The sequence below is a fragment of the Vreelandella piezotolerans genome (assembly GCF_012427705.1).
Lineage (GTDB): Bacteria > Pseudomonadota > Gammaproteobacteria > Pseudomonadales > Halomonadaceae > Vreelandella > Vreelandella piezotolerans.
In genome coordinates, this window is the sequence record NZ_CP048602.1 from 1,975,690 (window position 1) to 1,992,334 (window position 16,645).

Here is a 16,645-nt window from a genome sequence, read left to right on the forward strand (position 1 = left end):
GCCCATGGCTAAAGCCAAGGCACGCCGCGCCAACAAACCCGCGCCGCTTTATCGCTGGAAGTGGGCGGGCAAAGGTCCGCAGGATCGCCCCATGCGAGGCGAGCTGATTGGTCGCACCAAAGCCGAGATCGTCGAGCAGCTGGCGAAACAGCGCATCGTGGCCAGCAAAATTCAAAAACGCAGCAGCTTCAGTGGACGAGGCAAAGTCACCAATGTCGATATCATGGTCTTCGCTCGCCAAATGGCGACCATGGTGCGGGCTGGTATTCCTATCTTGCAGGCACTTCAGGCCGTGTCGGAAAGCTTGAAGAAGCCTGCAATGGTCGCGTTGACACAACACATCATGGAAGACGTTTCCTCGGGGGACAGTCTCTCCAGCGCCATGGCCAAACACCCCAAGCAGTTCGACCGTCTGTTCGTCAATTTGGTGGATGCTGGTGAACAGGCTGGCGCGCTCGATCAGATGCTCGAACGCATCGCCAGCTACAAAGAGAAAGTCGAGTCGCTCAAAAACCGGGTTAAAAAAGCCCTTTGGTATCCCACATCGGTCATGGCCATCGGCGTGGGGGTAACCATGCTGCTGCTGATCAAAGTGGTACCTGAGTTCGAAAGCATGTTTCAAGGTTTTGGCGCCGAGCTACCCGCATTGACACAATTCACCGTCAATCTCTCTGATCTGGCCCAGCAGTACTGGCTGCACGCTTTGGGTTTCCTCGTCGGCAGCGTCATGCTGTTGAAAACGGCCTCTCGCCGCTCTCCCAAGGTGGCGTATCGGCTCGATGCCCTGCTACTGAAGCTCCCGGTGATTGGCGATATCATGCATAAATCTGCGGTGTCGCGGTTCACGCGCACGCTTGCCACGACCTTTGCTTCTGGGGTACCGCTGATTGAGGGGCTAGAAACCGCCGCCGGAGCGGCCGATAATCGTGTTTATATCAAAGCCATCAATGAAGTGCGCCAGGATGTGACGACGGGCCAGCAGCTACATTTTGCCATGCGGATGACGAACCGTTTCCCCGCCCTCGCCGTTCAAATGGTGAGCATCGGTGAAGAGGCCGGTTCGCTCGATGCAATGCTCAACCGCGTAGCAGATTATTACGAAGAGGAAGTCGATAATAAAGTCGACGCGCTGACGTCACTCATGGAGCCCATCATCATTGTCGTGCTTGGCGCCCTGGTTGGCGGTGTCGTAGTGTCGATGTATCTGCCCATTTTCGAAATCGGCACGGCGCTATAAAGCGCGCCACTCAATCTGTTAGGAGCACCATGGGTTTACCGCCACTACTATTGACGTTTTTTGCAGGAATGATGGGCCTATGTTTGGGTAGCTTTCTGAATGTGGTGATCACCCGACTGCCGGTCATGCTGATGCGACAGTGGCGAAACGAGGCGCTCGCTTCGCTAGAACAACCAACAGAGTCTACCCCGCGTTTCAATCTCGCTTACCCACCCTCGATGTGTCCTCGTTGCGAGCACGCGATTGCATGGCACGACAATCTGCCACTGATCGGTTGGCTAAAACGCCGCGGGCGCTGTGCGCACTGTCAAACGCGTATTAGCCCTCAGTACCCCATCGTTGAACTCATCGGAAGCGTGCTGGCAGTTACCGTTCTGGCACTGCATGGCTGGCAACTATCGAGCCTGTGGATCTACGCTGCTTGCATGACACTGCTGGCATTGGCAGTCATCGATTTGCGTACTTATCTGCTGCCAGACATGTTGACACTGCCGCTACTGTGGGCAGGATTGGCCTACCAACTTCTGTACCAGCCCGTCATGCTATCGAATGCTGTACTGGGAGCGATGGCTGGCTATCTCGTGTTGTGGAGCTTTTATTGGCTCTTCAAGCTCGTGACGGGCAAAGAGGGCATGGGTTACGGGGACTTCAAACTCCTAGCCGCATTGGGCGCGTGGTTAGGGTGGAGTATGCTTCCCCTATTGCTTATCGTATCGGCAGGACTCGGGGCGCTCATTGGCCTAGTGGTCCAAATGCTGATGCCTAGGCTACGTGGCCAAGCCATGCCTTTTGGGCCTTTTTTGGCATTGGCGGGTTGGGTGGGCTTGCTCGCGGGGGATGATCTCATGGCGCTCTATTTGGCTTTGCTCTACTGACCGACATAGTCACTTTTCACTCAAGGGATGACATGATTATTGGCGTTACTGGCGGTATTGGCTCAGGCAAATCGACCGTTGCCCGCCTGTTCGGAGAGTTAGGGATAGGCTGGGTGGATGCCGATGACGTAGCGCGTGACATCGTGGCGCCTGGCGAGCCAGCGCTCGATGCCATCATCGAACGCTTTGGCCCCGAGGTAATGCACGAAGACGGCACCCTGCACCGAGCCGCACTGCGCAACATCGTTTTTGAAGACGCCAACCAGCGTGTTTGGTTGGAATCCATCACCCATCCACGCATCCGTGAACGGTTGGTTGAGCACCTAACGCGGCTAGGGGCTCATTCGCCTTATGTGTTGCTTGTCTCTCCACTGCTCTTCGAATCCGGGCAGGACGCGCTAGTAGATCGCACGCTCGTCGTAGATGTCTCCGAAGCCGAGCAGATTGCGCGCACGTTGGCCCGGGATCATGTGAGCGAACAGCAGGTGCGTGCTATTCTCGCCGCCCAACTACCCCGCGACGAGCGATGCGCTCGTGCCGACGATATTATCGATAATAGCCGGGGGCGTGACGACACCCGCCGCCAAGTGCTCGCACTGGACCGGCAGTATCGAGACCCTATAACTTGAAGGAGATTTACCCTGTGACGATTCCCGCCAATGACGCCCCTCTAGAGGTCGATTGCCCGCAGTGCAGCAAACGGGTAGTTTGGGAACCCAATAGTCTTTATCGTCCTTTTTGCAGTAAACGGTGCCAACTTCTCGATCTTGGGGCTTGGGCTGAAGAGTCGCACCGTATATCTGGAGAGTCCGCCATGGATGAGGCCGATATCGAAACGCTTTTGGCGCAAGCCGATAAAGACGCACCACTCACTTGAGTCGCCCCCTTGCCCATGCCTAACGCCACGCCTGCGCACTACCGGTTGCTGCATGAACTGGATGCTCACTTCGACCAGCTAACGGCGGCCATTCATCGTGCTGCAACGCTCTATGAAACCCGCACACCTCCGACATGGCATTTGGAAGGCACCAGTGATCCCCATTGGTTGAGGAACGCACTGCTCGACATGTGGCATCAGCAAGATCAAGACGGGCGAGAAACACGTAATTACATTGCCCTCATTGCCGCAGATGAGCCACTGATGGACGCCTTCAACGCGGTTAATACGGTCAAGAGCACCATTAGGGCCCTACTGCAACGGATCAAGCAAAGTCAGCCAAGTGGGCTCAGTGAAGTAAAACGACGCCTTCCTCAACGTCACCCAGGGGTCGATAGTGTGCTACGCCAAGGGGGGATGGCGCGCTTACATTTAAAACAGTGCTGGCGTCAACTTCCCATTGCCGATGCGCCTGTCGCGCGAGTTCGGTTAGCGTGGTACAGCAGCGGACGCTCCATCAAACGCATTACTGTCCAGCAAGCAGAGCAGAAGCTATTGCAGCTCGATAGCGATGCCCCGCACGTTCGCATACAGCTACGTAAGCTCGCTGGCATTCCCAGTAGTGAGCCATTGGCTCAGGTACAGAATCAGGCGCCTTTGATGCGGGCTAACCTCTTTTATACAGAGCCTCTCGAAGACGGACACACGCGGCGGGCGCTAAATATTGCCATGCCGCTGATCGTGCCTGCCCACGAAGGACGCCTGCCACACATAAAGGCGCCTCCTTCAGAACCACCTGCACACCGAACACGAGCCAAACGGCGGGATGAAAAGTTAGAAAGTGATGTGTTTTTGCCTAGCTTACGCGTTTACCGCTACCGCTAGTGGATCACTTTTTACCACCGGTAACTGATCTATTTCCCATAAACCGTAAGCAAGTAGCGTCTCGATGAGCTCTTTCACTTCACGGTCTGACTGACCGTATTCGATCATGAGCGCTGTCAGGCGCTCTGCAAAGCGCGCTTGCTGCGTTCTTTCGTGCGCTGCCTGATCATCCGCTTCAAGTGCCTCTAACGAGCGCACAGGCGGCCCAGTGGGGATATCAACATCACTATCAGGATCGTCCAACTGACGCAGTGCTTGCGCAAAGGCGTCATCCAGCTCACGAAATTTACGTAGCTTTTCACGCTCATCCAGTTGCTTTTGAACCTTTTGATATTTCATTGATGTTTCATTTACACCTTACAGAAATGGTCGATACGTCTGCCTAATAGGTCAATCTCACGAAAAACTGTGCACAAACGCGTAAACATGCAGAGCAAACTTGCCTTTGCTTGAGCTTAGCAGCATAAAGACAATACCGTTCTAGCAACACTAATCGGTAACAGTGGTTTACCGATAGCGTATCAATGGTGACATTTTGCGCTATCGACGCCATGAATATTAGCTCTCTCCTCAACATTCTGCACAGAGAATTGGGCTGAAGAGCTACCAGCACTTGCACCATACGCACCGGGACGGTGCTCTACAGGCAAATACTGACCTGTATGACTGACGCATAGGAGGCCAGATAATGTTCATTGCCATGTCACGAGCTGAAATCTGGCTACAGGACACGCTCGATCAATCATTGAGTATCGAAGACTTAGCCAATCACCTGGGCTATTCCGCATCGCAGGTACGCCGACAATTTCGACAATGCTTTCATCTATCCCCAAGTGCTTACCGAGAGCAACGTCGTTTGGAGCGCGCCGCCGTTTTATTATCGCTGACGTCGCATCATATAGCTCGCATCGCCTTACGTTGCGGGTACGTCAATCACTCTTCTTTTTCGAGAGCCTTTCAAAGACGCTACCAGCTAACGCCACGGCATTATCGCCAGGCACTCAGCGGTATGCGACATTTGACTGCCCATCGACATCAGTTTATCACTTCTATAGAGAAGAGCCGCCCGCGCCAGGCCGTTTTTATGCGTGTCTATGAAGCGCCCGACACCATCTTAGGGCTGGGAAACAAAAAACACCACGCTAGTCACCTAAGCTGCTTTGAGGCACAGCTGGGACGTGCCACGCCGACCGTTGCTTTGCCAGACCTACTGGCCGACACCGTGTCTGCATTAGATACGTCACAGCACCATAGCAAAGCAAGAACCGATGTTGGCCTCTATTTAGAACCCACAGCAACCATGGAAAATTTGGCACTTCCATTGGCTTATCGAAGGGTAGACTCGCCTGCTCAACACTATGCCAGCAGTCGCTTTGAGCAATTCGAACAGCTTTCTGATGTATTGGCTTCCACCCTCTGTCGCGTCACTCAACAAGAAGAGGCGTTTCAAATCAGCGGCGAGCCACCAAGAGTGCTATGGCACCCAAGTCATTTAGAGCTACGCGTTCCCTTAGAGTACTGCCAGGGCTTATAGCGTTTTGGCACGTCGTTCTTTCATTACCCTTTAAGCAAATCCGGCACTTCTTTGCAGAAGTGCCGGTACGGCGACCTTAATCTTCCATACGAACGAGCCAAGACTCGACGGTATCGTCACCGTGTTCGTCTTTCCAGCTACGCAGGCCTTTATGGTTGCCGCCACGTGTTTCGATGACTTCGCCCGTGTGCGGGTTCTTGTAAATCTTCAAACGACGCTTGCGGCGTGAGGCAGAGGCAGGTGCTTTAGCATTGACACGCTGGTCCGCTGAAGGGTCGAGCAGCGCAATGACGTCGGCAGGACGTTTACCAAACTCGTTCATCAATGCTTCAAGTTTAGCTTTAAATTCTAGCTCGCTCTTAAGACGCTGATCACCTTCTAAGCGCTGCAACTCTTCTTGTAGCTGCTTGAGCTGTTGTTCTTTCTGGATGTAGTCGTTTAACAAAGACATGAGGGGTCCCTTTCTGCTTAGATTCAACGGCAATGGTATTCAGCTGGACAACTCAATACCGACGAGTTCAGGATGCGATGACATTATTGCCTTAATTATGCTAATTGACAACAGTCTAGTTGATTTTGACCTACTTACTAAACATTTTTTTAAGCGACAACTTCGACAACGAGGTAACGCTTAAAGCCACTTTTTCAAAAAAACACCGCGATTAATACCGAACAAACACTCAGAACGAGACAAAATAAATGTTTGCTAAAAAAAACGCCGCCCTTAGGGGCGGCGCTTTCATAGGCAATAGACTAATGAATTAGTCTTGACCCATCTGCTGCTTGATCAGATCACCGATGGTCGTCGGGCCGCCGGCAGCTTCCGGCTCTTGCTCACGCAGTTTTTTCAAGTTCTGACGAGTATCGTCTTGCTCTTTCGCTTTCACCGACAGATTGATCTGACGGCTCTTACGATCGACACTCACGATGCGCGCTTCGACGCTGTCGCCTTCATTCAGAACGTTGCGTGCATCTTCAACACGGTCAGCGCTGATTTCAGAGGCTTTGAGGATAGCGATAACGTCTGTCGCCAGCTCAACGTGCGCTTCTTTGGCGTCAACTTCCACAACGCGGCCAGTCACGATGCTGCCCTTGTCGTTGACAGACAGGTACTCGGCAACCGGATCGGAATCCATTTGCTTGATACCCAGGGAGATGCGCTCGCGCTCCGGGTCGATAGACAGAATAACCGCTTCTGCTTCATCACCCTTCTTGAAGTTACGAACGGCTTCTTCGCCTGTTTCAGTCCAGGAGATGTCGGACAGGTGAACTAGACCGTCGATACCGCCTTCAAGACCGATAAAGATACCGAAGTCAGTGATGGACTTGATGGTACCGGAAACACGGTCACCCTTGTTGTACTCGGCGTTGAAGGTTTCCCACGGGTTAGCAGTGCACTGCTTGATACCCAGAGAAATACGACGACGCTCTTCGTCGATATCAAGAACCATCACGTCAACGTCATCGCCCACTTGAACGACTTTAGACGGATGAATGTTCTTGTTGGTCCAGTCCATTTCGGACACGTGAACCAGACCTTCGACACCCTCTTCCAGCTCAGCAAAGCAGCCGTAGTCCGTCAGATTAGTGACGACCGCGTGCACTTTGGTGCCTTCCGGGTAACGGTCTTTGATGTTGACCCACGGATCTTCGCCCAGCTGTTTCAGACCCAGTGATACGCGGTTGCGCTCACGGTCGAACTTCAGCACTTTGACGTTGATTTCGTCGCCAACGGCAACGATTTCAGACGGATGCTTGATGCGCTTCCACGCCATGTCGGTGATGTGCAGCAGGCCATCGACGCCGCCCAGATCAACGAAGGCACCGTAATCGGTCAGATTCTTGACGATACCTTTGATTTGCTGACCCTCTTGCAGAGTGGCCAGCAGCGCTTCACGCTCGGCGCTGTTTTCTGCTTCCAGCACGGCACGACGCGATACGACGACGTTGTTGCGCTTCGGATCGAGCTTGATGACTTTGAAATCCAGCTCTTTATTTTCCAGGTGCGCAGTGTCACGAACCGGACGAACGTCAACCAGAGAGCCCGGCAAGAAGGCACGGATAGAGTCGACGTCGACAGTGAAGCCGCCTTTGACTTTACCGTTGATCACGCCCTTGACGATTTCGTCTTTCTCGAAGGCTGCTTCCAGAATCTTCCAAGCTTCTGCACGCTTGGCTTTTTCACGGGACAGACGTGTTTCACCGAAACCATCTTCGACGGCTTCCAATGCAACGTGAACGTCGTCACCGATGGCGATGGTCAGTTCACCGTTTTCATCGCGGAATTGTGCCGCAGGAATTTGTCCTTCGGACTTCAGACCCGCGTTAACGGTAACCCAGTCACCGTCAATGTCGACAACCTGAGCCGCGACGATGGCGCCTGGCTCCATGTTGATGTCGTTAAGAGACTGTTCAAACAGTTCAGCAAAGCTTTCGCTCATGGTTTTCCTACGTGATCAACGTTGTTGAGGCATAACTGCCTTCTCCGTACCACCAGCGAGTACGGGCCTAATGTCACTCAGCTTTTGGAGGCGTTAGCGCTGGTTAGACCTGACCGGGCTCACTGAGATGAGGCTGTCGCCCTGCCACGTCGTGACACCTTTCCAAAAACGCCGCAAGGGAGAATCAAATGCCGTCAGCCATGCCGCGTTGGGCAAGCAGTTCGGTCAGCCGATCAACCACTTCCGGTATGCTCAGGCGCGTGGTATCAAGCGTGATGGCATCGTCTGCCGGCTTGAGAGGAGCCACACTGCGCTGCGTGTCGCGTGCATCGCGTGCCTGAATCTCCTTTAAAAGACTCGACAGACTAGCATCCACCCCTGCTTCCTGCAACTGTAGATACCGTCTGCGTGCCCGTTCTTCGGCACTGGCCGTCAAAAAAATCTTCAAGGGGGCATCGGGGAAGACGACCGTTCCCATATCGCGCCCATCTGCCACGAGCCCAGGCGCTTGACAAAAATCGCGCTGGCGCTGGAGCAGTGCCGAACGCACTTGCGGCAAAGCGGCCACCTTGGAGGCGCGTTCACCGGCTTGCTCGGTACGGATGGCGCGACCAACGTCCTCACCCTCTAAGAGCGTGCAAGGCAAGCCATCCTCTACCGGAAACTCGACATCCAACGATGCCGCGATACTCGCCAGTGCCGCCTCATTCTCCAACGAGACGCCATGTTTGACGGCGGCTTGCGCCGTCAAACGATAAAGCGCCCCACTATCCAGCAGATGCCAACCCAACCGCTCGGCCACGAGGCTGCTAATCGTGCCTTTACCGGCACCGCCGGGGCCATCGATCGTCAGCACAGGTACCTTAGTGGTCATTGGCACCCTCCACCTCGACGCTCATCCCAATCCGTTGAGCGAGCGCGACGAAATCGGGGAACGAGGTCGCCACGTTGGCACAGTCATCGATGATGATCTCGGCACCCGCACGTAGCGACGCAATGGCAAACGCCATGGCAATACGGTGATCGCCCAGACTATCGATACGACCACCGCCATAGCTCGGGCCACTGTCATTGCCGTTACCGACAATGTCGATACCATCCTCTACCACCGTATGTTCAACGCCAAGCACCGCAAGGCCATCAGCCATTGCCTGAATACGGTCGGACTCCTTCACGCGAAGCTCTTCTGCGCCGCGCAGGCGCGTCGTCCCGTACGCATTGGACGCCGCAATGAACAGCGCGGGGAACTCATCGATGGCCAGCGGCACTTGATCGACTGGAATATCGATGCCTTTCAAAGGCGCGTAACGAATACGAATATCGGCAACCGGCTCGCCTCCCACTTCGCGCTCGTTTTGAAGCGTTAAATCAGCGCCCATGAGCTGCAAGATATTGATAACGCCAATCCGCGTCGGATTGATGCCCACGTGCTCCAAAACGATATCGGAGCCTGGCGTAATCGCAGCCGCGACGAGAAAGAACGTCGCCGAAGAGATATCGGAGGGAACGTCGATGGGCCCTGCAGTGAGTCGGCCGCCGCCTTGCAGCCAGCAGGTATCGCCTTCACGGGACACCTCATAACCAAACCCATTGAGCATGCGTTCGGTATGGTCACGGGTCGGCGCCGGCTCACGCACACGGGTTTCGCCCTCGGCATAAAGCCCCGCGAGCAGCAGACAAGACTTCACTTGGGCGCTGGCCATGGGCATATCGTAGTGGATGCCTTTCAGCGCTTTGCCACCGTGGATTTTCAGCGGCGGGCGACCGCCTTCGGCGGTGTCGATCATTGCGCCCATCAGGCGCAGCGGGTCGGCCACTCGGCCCATTGGACGCTTGGTTAGCGACTCATCGCCAGTCAATTCGCTATCGAACGCCTGACCCGCCAGCAGCCCGGCAAACAGGCGCATGGCGGTGCCAGAGTTACCTACATACAGCGGGCCTGCCGGCGCCTTGAGACCGTGCATACCAACACCGTGAATGGTCACGCGCCCCTGGTGCGGGCCTTCGATGGCCACCCCCATTTCACGAAAGGCCTGTAAGGTGGCCAGACTATCTTCGCCCTCCAGGAAGCCTTTGACTTCCGTCACGCCTTCGGCCAGAGCGCCTAGCATGATCGAGCGGTGGGACATGGATTTATCGCCCGGCACGCGCAAGCGCCCCTGCGCCTTGCCGCCTGGCTGCACCCGATAAGTCACTTTACCGTGTGGTTGCATATGATATTCCGCCTGATAACTGGTTTTGTTCAATAATGTATCGAAATAGTGACGCGCATGACTGGCCCGGTCGAAGGTGGCGATGAGTGCATCGCTATCCCCCTCCTCCACGGCTTGACGCAGACGCTTTAGACCGGCCTCAAAATCATCCAGCGACGATAGCACTGCCTCTCGGTTGGCAATGAAAATATCCCGCCACATGACCGGATCGCTGCCCGCAATGCGCGTGAAGTCTCGGAACCCGCCTGCGGCATAACGAAAAATATCCAGCCGCTCATCCTGACGCGCTAGGGTATCCACCAGGGAAAAGGCCAACAGGTGGGGCAGATGGCTGGTGCGCGCCAATACTTGGTCATGGCGCTCCACACTCATGTGGAGAACGTCCGCGCCACAGGCCAGCCATAACGCTTCTACTCGCATCAGCGCCTGCTCGTAGACGTTGGGCTCCGGTGTCAAAATCACCTTATGATTCACATACAGCGTGGGGTTGGCCGCCGCCACACCGCTCTTTTCGGACCCTGCGATAGGATGACCTAGCACCATGTTCGGCGGCATGCTGCCAAAGACCCGCTCGGCACACTCGCGGATCGTTGCCTTGGTACTGCCCACGTCGGTAATGACGACGTCGCGAGCCGCACGAGGGAGCGCCGCGGCCAACTGGGCCATGACGCTCTCCATAGCCAGCACAGGCACTGCCAGGACGACCATTGAGACGCCTTCGAGCAGCTCGTCAAGCCGAGTGCCCCCAGAATCGACGATCCCAAGCTCGATGCCGAGCGCGATCTCATCTGGATTGGGATCGCAGGCCACGACATGGCCCTGATAGCCGTCGACGCGAAGCGCAGCGGCCAATGACCCTCCTATCAATCCAAGACCCACTATCAGCACACGTGATTCGAGGCAGGGAGTGTGCTTACTCGAGCGCGCCGACACTGTCACAGCACGCCCTGAGGGTAGGAGCCCAACACGCGAAGCTCGGATGCGCGCAGACGCACCTCTTCTAGTACCGCCGCCACTTGTGGCTCGTCGCGGTGGCCTTTGAAATCGATGAAGAAAACGTAGTTCCAAACCCCCGTACGTGACGGGCGCGTTTCGATACGCGTTAAATCGATCTTATGACGATGAAAAGGCTCCAACAGGTCGTGCAGCGCACCCGGCTGGTTACGCATGGCCACGACGATGGAGGTTTTGTCTTCACCCGACATGGGAATATCTTGATTGCCAATGATCAAAAAGCGCGTGGAGTTATCCGGACGGTCTTCGATTTTATCGGCGATGCGCTCCAAACCGTAAAGCTTGGCGGCCATGTCCCCAGCAATCGCAGCGCTGTGCCACTCGGTTTTCACTAGCTTCGCTGCTTCTGCGTTGGACGACACCGGCACACGCTCGGCGTGGGGATAATGCGCGTCCAACCATTTGCGGCACTGGCCAAATGACTGCGGATGCGAATAGATCCGCGATACTTTGTCTTGACGCGTGGTTTCGCTGATCAACAAATGATGATGAATACGCAGCACCACTTCGCCACAAATTTTGATGGACGAATCCATGAAGGTGTCGAGCGTATGATTGACGACGCCTTCGGTGGAGTTCTCCACCGGGACGACGCCATAATTCACCGCGCCCGCTTCCACTTCACGAAACACTTCGTCGATCGCGGCCATGGGCAAGCTGACCGCGCTTTCACCAAAGTGCTTCAGCGCGGCTTGCTGGGTAAATGTGCCTTCTGGGCCGAGGTAAGCCACTTTGACCGGCTGCTCTAGCGCGAGGCAGGCCGACATGATTTCACGGAACAAGCGAGCCATCTCTTCGGAGTCCAGCGGTCCCTTGTTCAGCGCCATGATGCGTCGCAGCACCTGCGCTTCCCGCTCAGGACGATAGAAGACGGCATCTTTATCTTGAGCAAGCTTCACATGAGCGACCTGCTGAGCACAGTTCGCTCGCTCACTGATCAAGCGCAGAATATCGCCATCCAACTGGTCGATACGTTGACGCAAGTCGTCTAAATGGATCGGCGTATCGGACATGTTGGTTAGCCTCTTCGTTGTTCGAAATCCGCCATGAAGGCAATTAAAGCATCGACCGCCTCTTCGGGAACGGCGTTATACAAACTAGCGCGCATGCCGCCTACGCTACGATGCCCTTTCAAGTTGAGCAGCCCAGCCTCGTCGGCCTCCCGTAAGAACAGCGCGTCCAGACGTTCATCTGCCAGTACGAACGGTACGTTCATACGAGAACGGTTCTGTCGCGCAATGGGATTGCTGTAAAAACGACTGCCGTCGATCGCGGCGTATAGCTTTTGCGCTTTACGCTGATTCATCGCATCCATCGCTTCCAAGCCACCCACATCGTTTTTCAACCATTGAAAAACAAGGCCCGATAAATACCACGCGTAAGTAGGTGGCGTGTTGACCATGGAACCCGCTTCCGCCAGCAGTTGATAATCGAATAGTGACGGGATGGTGCTGGGCGCGCTTCCCAGCAGGTCATCGCGAACCAAAACGATGGTCAAACCTGCCGGACCAATGTTCTTCTGAGCGCCCGCATAAATGACGCCAAACTCACTGACATCAATGGGGCCAGAGAGGATGTTCGACGACATGTCGCACACCAGCGGCACGTCGTTGCCATCTACTCGAATCGCCTGCGGGATATAGTCGAACTCCAACCCTCCAATGGTTTCATTGGAGGTGTAATGCAAGTAAGCCGCATCATCGCTGATCGTCAGTGATTCCTCACCCGGGACGGCCGTATGCCCATTTGCCTCGCTGCTGGCCGCGACGTGGCAGGCAAAACCCAGTCGCTTGGCCTCATTCAGCGCTTTCTTCCCCCAAACCCCCGTTTGGATGAAATTGGCACTGCCCCCTTGGCCCAGCAGGTTCATCGGAATCATCGAGAACTGCATGCTCGCGCCGCCTTGAAGAAAGAGCACGCGGTAGTGACTAGGAATGGCTAACAGGTCACGAAGATCGGCTTCGGCGCGCTCTGCAATCGCAACGAACTCGTCGCTGCGGTGACTCATCTCCATGACCGACAAGCCGCGACCTTGATAGTCCAGCAGCTCGCTACGGGCGCGCTCGAGTACGGCGCTAGGCAGGGCTGCGGGCCCTGCACAAAAATTATAATGACGTGTCATCGGTTCCCGGTTCCTGTGCGCCATTGTCTGCGTCTGCTGGTTCGCCCGTGTCTACGTCATCCGTCTCTTCAGGCTCGTCCACGCGAACGGTTTTCACCAATTTCTCTTCTTTCCCCAAACGAATCAGCATGACCCCTTGCGTGTTTCGGGAGGTGATGGAGACCTCCTCTACGCGGGTACGTACCAACGTACCACGATCGGTGATCAACATCATTTCGTCGCTGTCGTAGACCTGCATCGCCGCCACTAGCGAGCCGTTACGCTCACTGGTTTGCATGGCGATGACGCCTTGTCCACCCCGGCCGCGCAGCGGGAACTCTTCGAGGCGTGTACGCTTGCCGTATCCATTCTCACTGGCCGTCAGGATATATATCTGGCCCTCGCTTTCGCTTGAAGCAAGGGCTTCTTCTGGGGCATCCACATCTGCGTCGGTATCGGCTTCGGCATCGATCTGCTGACTCTTGGGAATGATCAGGCTGATCACTTCCGCCTCATCGGCGAGACGCATGCCACGCACGCCGCGAGCGGTACGGCCCATAGCGCGCACGTTACCCTCTTCGAAACGGATCGCTTTACCGTTGGAAGAGAGCAGCATCGCGTGATCGGAGCCCGACGTAATCGCCGCCCCCACCAAACGGTCGCCCTCTTCAAGATCGATCGCAATCAAACCAACGCTGCGCGGACGGGAGAACTGTTCGAGGCTGGTACGCTTCACCGTGCCATTGGCTGTAGCGAAGAAGATGTAGTGCTCGGGGTCATAGTCGCGCACCGGCAAAATGGCGTTGACCGACTCGCCCTCTTCCAGCGGCAGCATGTTGACCAACGGTTTACCACGGGAGCCACGGCTGGCATTCGGCATTTCGTACACTTTCAGCCAGTACACCTTGCCACGGTTGGAGAAGAGCAGCACGGTGTCGTGGGTCGAGGCCACCAGCAGGTGCTCGATGACGTCTTCGTCTTTCATGGATGTCGCCGACTTACCACGACCGCCGCGGCGCTGCGCCTGATAATCCGATAGCGGTTGCGTCTTCGCATAGCCCGAGCGGGAAACGGTGACGACCATGTCCTCTTCGGCAATCAAATCTTCGATGGAAAGATCCAAGTGGCTTGCCTGGATCTCCGTGCGGCGATCGTCCCCGAACTGATCACGCACTGCATGTAGCTCTTCGCGGATCACTTCCATCAGGCGATCGGCGGAGGCCAAAATCTCGGTAAACTCGGCGATCTTTTCGAGGATGGAGAGATACTCATCGAGCAGCTTCTCGGTTTCCAGCCCGGTCAAACGGTGTAGGCGAAGCTCTAGAATGGCCTGCGCCTGGGCGGGCGAGAGCCGATATTCCGTGGCCGAGGGGTTGAGGCCAAAGCCCTCTTCCAACTCTTCTGGCTTACAGGAAGTCGCGCCAGCGCGCTCCAGCATGGCCGTCACCTGCCCGGGCCGCCACACCTTCGCCAGCAGCTTTTCACGCGCTTCAGCGGCATTGGGAGAGGCCTTGATCAGCTCGATGACCTCATCGATGTTGGAGATGGCCACGGCTAGGCCTTCCAACAGATGACCACGCTCACGGGCTTTCTTGAGCTCGAAAAGCGTCCTGCGGGTGACGACCTCGCGGCGATGGCGAATGAACGCCTCGAGCATCTCTTTGAGATTGAGCGTACGCGGCTGGCCATTCTCAAGCGCCACCATGTTGATGCCAAACACGTTCTGAAGCTGAGTTTGCGCAAACAGGTTATTGACGACGACTTCGCCGGACTCACCGCGCTTGATTTCGATCACCACGCGCAGGCCATCCTTGTCTGACTCGTCACGCAGCTCGGCGATGCCGTCGATTTTCTTCTCTTTGACCAGCTCGGCAATTTTCTCGATCAGCCGCGCCTTGTTCACCTGATACGGCAGCTCGGTGATGATGATATGGTCACGGCCGGTTTTATCGTCGTGCTCGATGGTGTGGCACGCGCGCACGTAAATACGTCCACGGCCAGTGCGGTAAGCATCGAGAATGCCCGCACGCCCGTTGATGATCCCCCCGGTGGGGAAATCAGGACCGGGGATGTATTGCATCAGATCATCCACCGAGAGCGTGTAGTCGTCGATGAGCGCCAAGCAACCGTCGATCACTTCCCGCATGTTGTGCGGCGGGATGTTCGTCGCCATGCCCACCGCGATGCCCGACGACCCGTTGATCAACAGGTTGGGAACTTTCGTAGGCAGTACGTCTGGGATTCGTTCGGTGCCGTCGTAGTTATCGACCCAATCGACCGTGTCTTTTTCGAGATCCGCCAGCAGCTCGTGGGCTAGACGCGCCATGCGCACCTCGGTGTAACGCATGGCCGCCGCGTTGTCACCGTCGATGGAGCCAAAGTTACCTTGTCCATCCACCAGCACATGACGCATGGAGAAGTGCTGCGCCATGCGTACGATGGTGTCATACACCGCACTATCTCCGTGCGGGTGGTATTTACCGATGACATCGCCGACGACACGCGCCGACTTTTTGTACGGTTTATTCCAGTCATTGCCCAGCTCGTGCATGGCAAACAGCACACGCCGGTGAACGGGCTTGAGGCCGTCGCGCACGTCGGGGAGCGCGCGACCGATAATGACACTCATCGCATAGTCGAGGTACGACTGTTTGAGCTCGTCTTCAATATTGACGGGCAAGATTTCTCTGGCGATGTCACCCATGAAAGTCAGATCCTTTGCACTGCATTGGCACTGCGAGAGTTGAAAGCGCTTGAAAATGCCGTCTTTTGCCGTACGAGACTTAGCACGGGAAGACGGCGCGCAGATACCCGACCATCATACCACTGCATACGCATCAAGGGCAGTCGATGACACCACCATTACCACTCAGGCCGTGAACGACTCCTTGGCCACGACCATCCCCTGCAACACATCGCGCACCTCCCCTTCGATGGCGGCGGCTTTATTGGCCTTCACATCCAACAGAACGAAGGTGAGGTCGGCCTGGGCGATCAAGGTGCCGTCAGATCGAACGATGCGGTGATGGCAGAGCGCACTTCGCTCACCCACGTCGACGATGCCCGTGAATACCTGCAAATCGTCCCCTTGCACGGCCGCCGCGCGATAGTCGATGTTCAAATTGACGACGACGAAAGCGCGACCAGCACTGTGAAGCTGCCCAATGAGCCGGGGATGTTCGTCAAAGAACGCCCATCGCCCTTCCTCCATGAACTCCAAGTAGCGCGCATTGTTGACATGGCCATAGCCATCCAAATGGTAACCACGAACCCGCATACTAACTTGGGAAATTGATTCAGACATAGCATCCTCTTGTTCACTGCTTATGGAAATGGGCAAGGAATCGTTAACACCTTGCAAATCAAACACAAGTTTTAAACTAGTGCAACAGCAAGTCGCTGCGCCAAGGTGCTGGTAGGAAAGGCCGCGTTTCGACATAATGTGCCACCTTTTTCATAGGATCGGTG

Annotated in this window: 15 protein-coding genes; 6 read left to right on the forward strand and 9 right to left on the reverse strand. The window is 55.7% G+C overall.

Annotated features, from left to right (window positions below; genetic code table 11):
* The first annotated feature begins 4 nt into the window (after positions 1–4).
* The 5 genes from GYM47_RS09095 to GYM47_RS09115 are packed head-to-tail and all read left to right on the forward strand — an operon-like array spanning position 5 to position 3,874.
* Positions 5–1,237: a type II secretion system F family protein gene (locus GYM47_RS09095; RefSeq protein WP_153843352.1), complete on the forward strand. Its 1,233-nt coding sequence runs from the start codon at positions 5–7 to the stop codon at positions 1,235–1,237.
* 29 nt (positions 1,238–1,266) lie between these two features.
* The gene (locus GYM47_RS09100) at positions 1,267–2,112 is read left to right on the forward strand and encodes a prepilin peptidase (protein WP_153843353.1); all 846 of its coding nucleotides are present in this window, start codon (positions 1,267–1,269) and stop codon (positions 2,110–2,112) included.
* Positions 2,113–2,144: 32 nt separating this feature from the next.
* A complete protein-coding gene (coaE, locus tag GYM47_RS09105) occupies positions 2,145–2,741 on the forward strand; it encodes a dephospho-CoA kinase (protein WP_153843354.1) in 597 nt (198 codons plus the stop codon).
* Positions 2,742–2,755: 14 nt separating this feature from the next.
* Complete coding sequence (gene yacG, locus GYM47_RS09110) at positions 2,756–2,989, forward strand: DNA gyrase inhibitor YacG (protein WP_139527455.1); 234 nt, start codon at positions 2,756–2,758, stop codon at positions 2,987–2,989.
* A 15-nt stretch (positions 2,990–3,004) separates the two neighbouring features.
* Positions 3,005–3,874, forward strand: a complete 870-nt coding sequence (locus tag GYM47_RS09115) for a DNA replication terminus site-binding protein (RefSeq protein WP_139527751.1) — start codon at positions 3,005–3,007, stop codon at positions 3,872–3,874.
* Here GYM47_RS09115 and GYM47_RS09120 read toward each other — a convergent pair.
* On the reverse strand, positions 3,851–4,213 hold the full coding sequence (locus GYM47_RS09120) for a hypothetical protein (protein ID WP_153843355.1): 363 nt from the start codon (positions 4,211–4,213) through the stop codon (positions 3,851–3,853). The genes GYM47_RS09115 and GYM47_RS09120 overlap by 24 nt on opposite strands.
* A 349-nt stretch (positions 4,214–4,562) precedes the next feature.
* On the opposite strand from GYM47_RS09120, the gene GYM47_RS09125 reads away from it, so the two are divergent.
* Entirely contained in the window at positions 4,563–5,408 is an 846-nt protein-coding gene (locus GYM47_RS09125; protein ID WP_139527451.1) for a helix-turn-helix transcriptional regulator, read from the forward strand.
* Positions 5,409–5,484: 76 nt separating this feature from the next.
* On the opposite strand, the gene GYM47_RS09130 is transcribed toward GYM47_RS09125, so the two are convergent.
* The 8 genes from GYM47_RS09130 to GYM47_RS09165 all read right to left on the reverse strand — a co-directional run bounded on the left by GYM47_RS09130 (position 5,485) and on the right by GYM47_RS09165 (position 16,481).
* Positions 5,485–5,859 (reverse strand): histone-like nucleoid-structuring protein, MvaT/MvaU family, encoded by a 375-nt coding sequence (locus GYM47_RS09130; protein ID WP_139527449.1) that lies wholly within the window; start codon positions 5,857–5,859, stop codon positions 5,485–5,487.
* 310 nt (positions 5,860–6,169) lie between these two features.
* Positions 6,170–7,849: a 30S ribosomal protein S1 gene (rpsA, locus tag GYM47_RS09135; RefSeq protein WP_139527448.1), complete on the reverse strand. Its 1,680-nt coding sequence runs from the start codon at positions 7,847–7,849 to the stop codon at positions 6,170–6,172.
* A gap of 184 nt (positions 7,850–8,033) precedes the next feature.
* Positions 8,034–8,723, reverse strand: a complete 690-nt coding sequence (cmk, locus tag GYM47_RS09140) for a (d)CMP kinase (RefSeq protein ID WP_139527446.1) — start codon at positions 8,721–8,723, stop codon at positions 8,034–8,036.
* Positions 8,713–10,995: a bifunctional prephenate dehydrogenase/3-phosphoshikimate 1-carboxyvinyltransferase gene (locus GYM47_RS09145; protein ID WP_153843398.1), complete on the reverse strand. Its 2,283-nt coding sequence runs from the start codon at positions 10,993–10,995 to the stop codon at positions 8,713–8,715. Before GYM47_RS09145 ends, cmk begins: the two co-directional genes overlap by 11 nt.
* Positions 10,996–10,997: 2 nt before the next feature.
* Positions 10,998–12,089 (reverse strand): prephenate dehydratase, encoded by a 1,092-nt coding sequence (gene pheA, locus GYM47_RS09150; RefSeq protein ID WP_139527444.1) that lies wholly within the window; start codon positions 12,087–12,089, stop codon positions 10,998–11,000.
* A 5-nt stretch (positions 12,090–12,094) separates the two neighbouring features.
* Complete coding sequence (gene serC / locus GYM47_RS09155) at positions 12,095–13,198, reverse strand: 3-phosphoserine/phosphohydroxythreonine transaminase (RefSeq protein ID WP_153843356.1); 1,104 nt, start codon at positions 13,196–13,198, stop codon at positions 12,095–12,097.
* Positions 13,182–15,881 (reverse strand): DNA gyrase subunit A, encoded by a 2,700-nt coding sequence (gene gyrA, locus GYM47_RS09160; protein ID WP_139527440.1) that lies wholly within the window; start codon positions 15,879–15,881, stop codon positions 13,182–13,184. The genes serC and gyrA overlap by 17 nt, the downstream gene beginning before the upstream one ends.
* Positions 15,882–16,046: 165 nt before the next feature.
* On the reverse strand, positions 16,047–16,481 hold the full coding sequence (locus tag GYM47_RS09165) for an acyl-CoA thioesterase (RefSeq protein WP_153843357.1): 435 nt from the start codon (positions 16,479–16,481) through the stop codon (positions 16,047–16,049).
* Positions 16,482–16,645 lie beyond the last annotated feature (164 nt).

What these genes read in the sequence shown, in the direction of transcription:
- GYM47_RS09115 (WP_139527751.1), top strand. Translation starts at nt 3,005, where the DNA reads ATGCCTAACGCCACGCCTGCGCACTACCGGTTGCTGCATGAACTGGAT.
- pheA (WP_139527444.1), bottom strand. Translation starts at nt 12,089, where the DNA reads ATGTCCGATACGCCGATCCATTTAGACGACTTGCGTCAACGTATCGAC.
- cmk (WP_139527446.1), bottom strand. Translation starts at nt 8,723, where the DNA reads ATGACCACTAAGGTACCTGTGCTGACGATCGATGGCCCCGGCGGTGCC.
- GYM47_RS09125 (WP_139527451.1), top strand. Translation starts at nt 4,563, where the DNA reads ATGTTCATTGCCATGTCACGAGCTGAAATCTGGCTACAGGACACGCTC.
- GYM47_RS09100 (WP_153843353.1), top strand. Translation starts at nt 1,267, where the DNA reads ATGGGTTTACCGCCACTACTATTGACGTTTTTTGCAGGAATGATGGGC.
- coaE (WP_153843354.1), top strand. Translation starts at nt 2,145, where the DNA reads ATGATTATTGGCGTTACTGGCGGTATTGGCTCAGGCAAATCGACCGTT.
- GYM47_RS09095 (WP_153843352.1), top strand. Translation starts at nt 5, where the DNA reads ATGGCTAAAGCCAAGGCACGCCGCGCCAACAAACCCGCGCCGCTTTAT.
- rpsA (WP_139527448.1), bottom strand. Translation starts at nt 7,849, where the DNA reads ATGAGCGAAAGCTTTGCTGAACTGTTTGAACAGTCTCTTAACGACATC.
- GYM47_RS09165 (WP_153843357.1), bottom strand. Translation starts at nt 16,481, where the DNA reads ATGTCTGAATCAATTTCCCAAGTTAGTATGCGGGTTCGTGGTTACCAT.
- gyrA (WP_139527440.1), bottom strand. Translation starts at nt 15,881, where the DNA reads ATGGGTGACATCGCCAGAGAAATCTTGCCCGTCAATATTGAAGACGAG.
- GYM47_RS09130 (WP_139527449.1), bottom strand. Translation starts at nt 5,859, where the DNA reads ATGTCTTTGTTAAACGACTACATCCAGAAAGAACAACAGCTCAAGCAG.
- serC (WP_153843356.1), bottom strand. Translation starts at nt 13,198, where the DNA reads ATGACACGTCATTATAATTTTTGTGCAGGGCCCGCAGCCCTGCCTAGC.
- GYM47_RS09120 (WP_153843355.1), bottom strand. Translation starts at nt 4,213, where the DNA reads ATGAAATATCAAAAGGTTCAAAAGCAACTGGATGAGCGTGAAAAGCTA.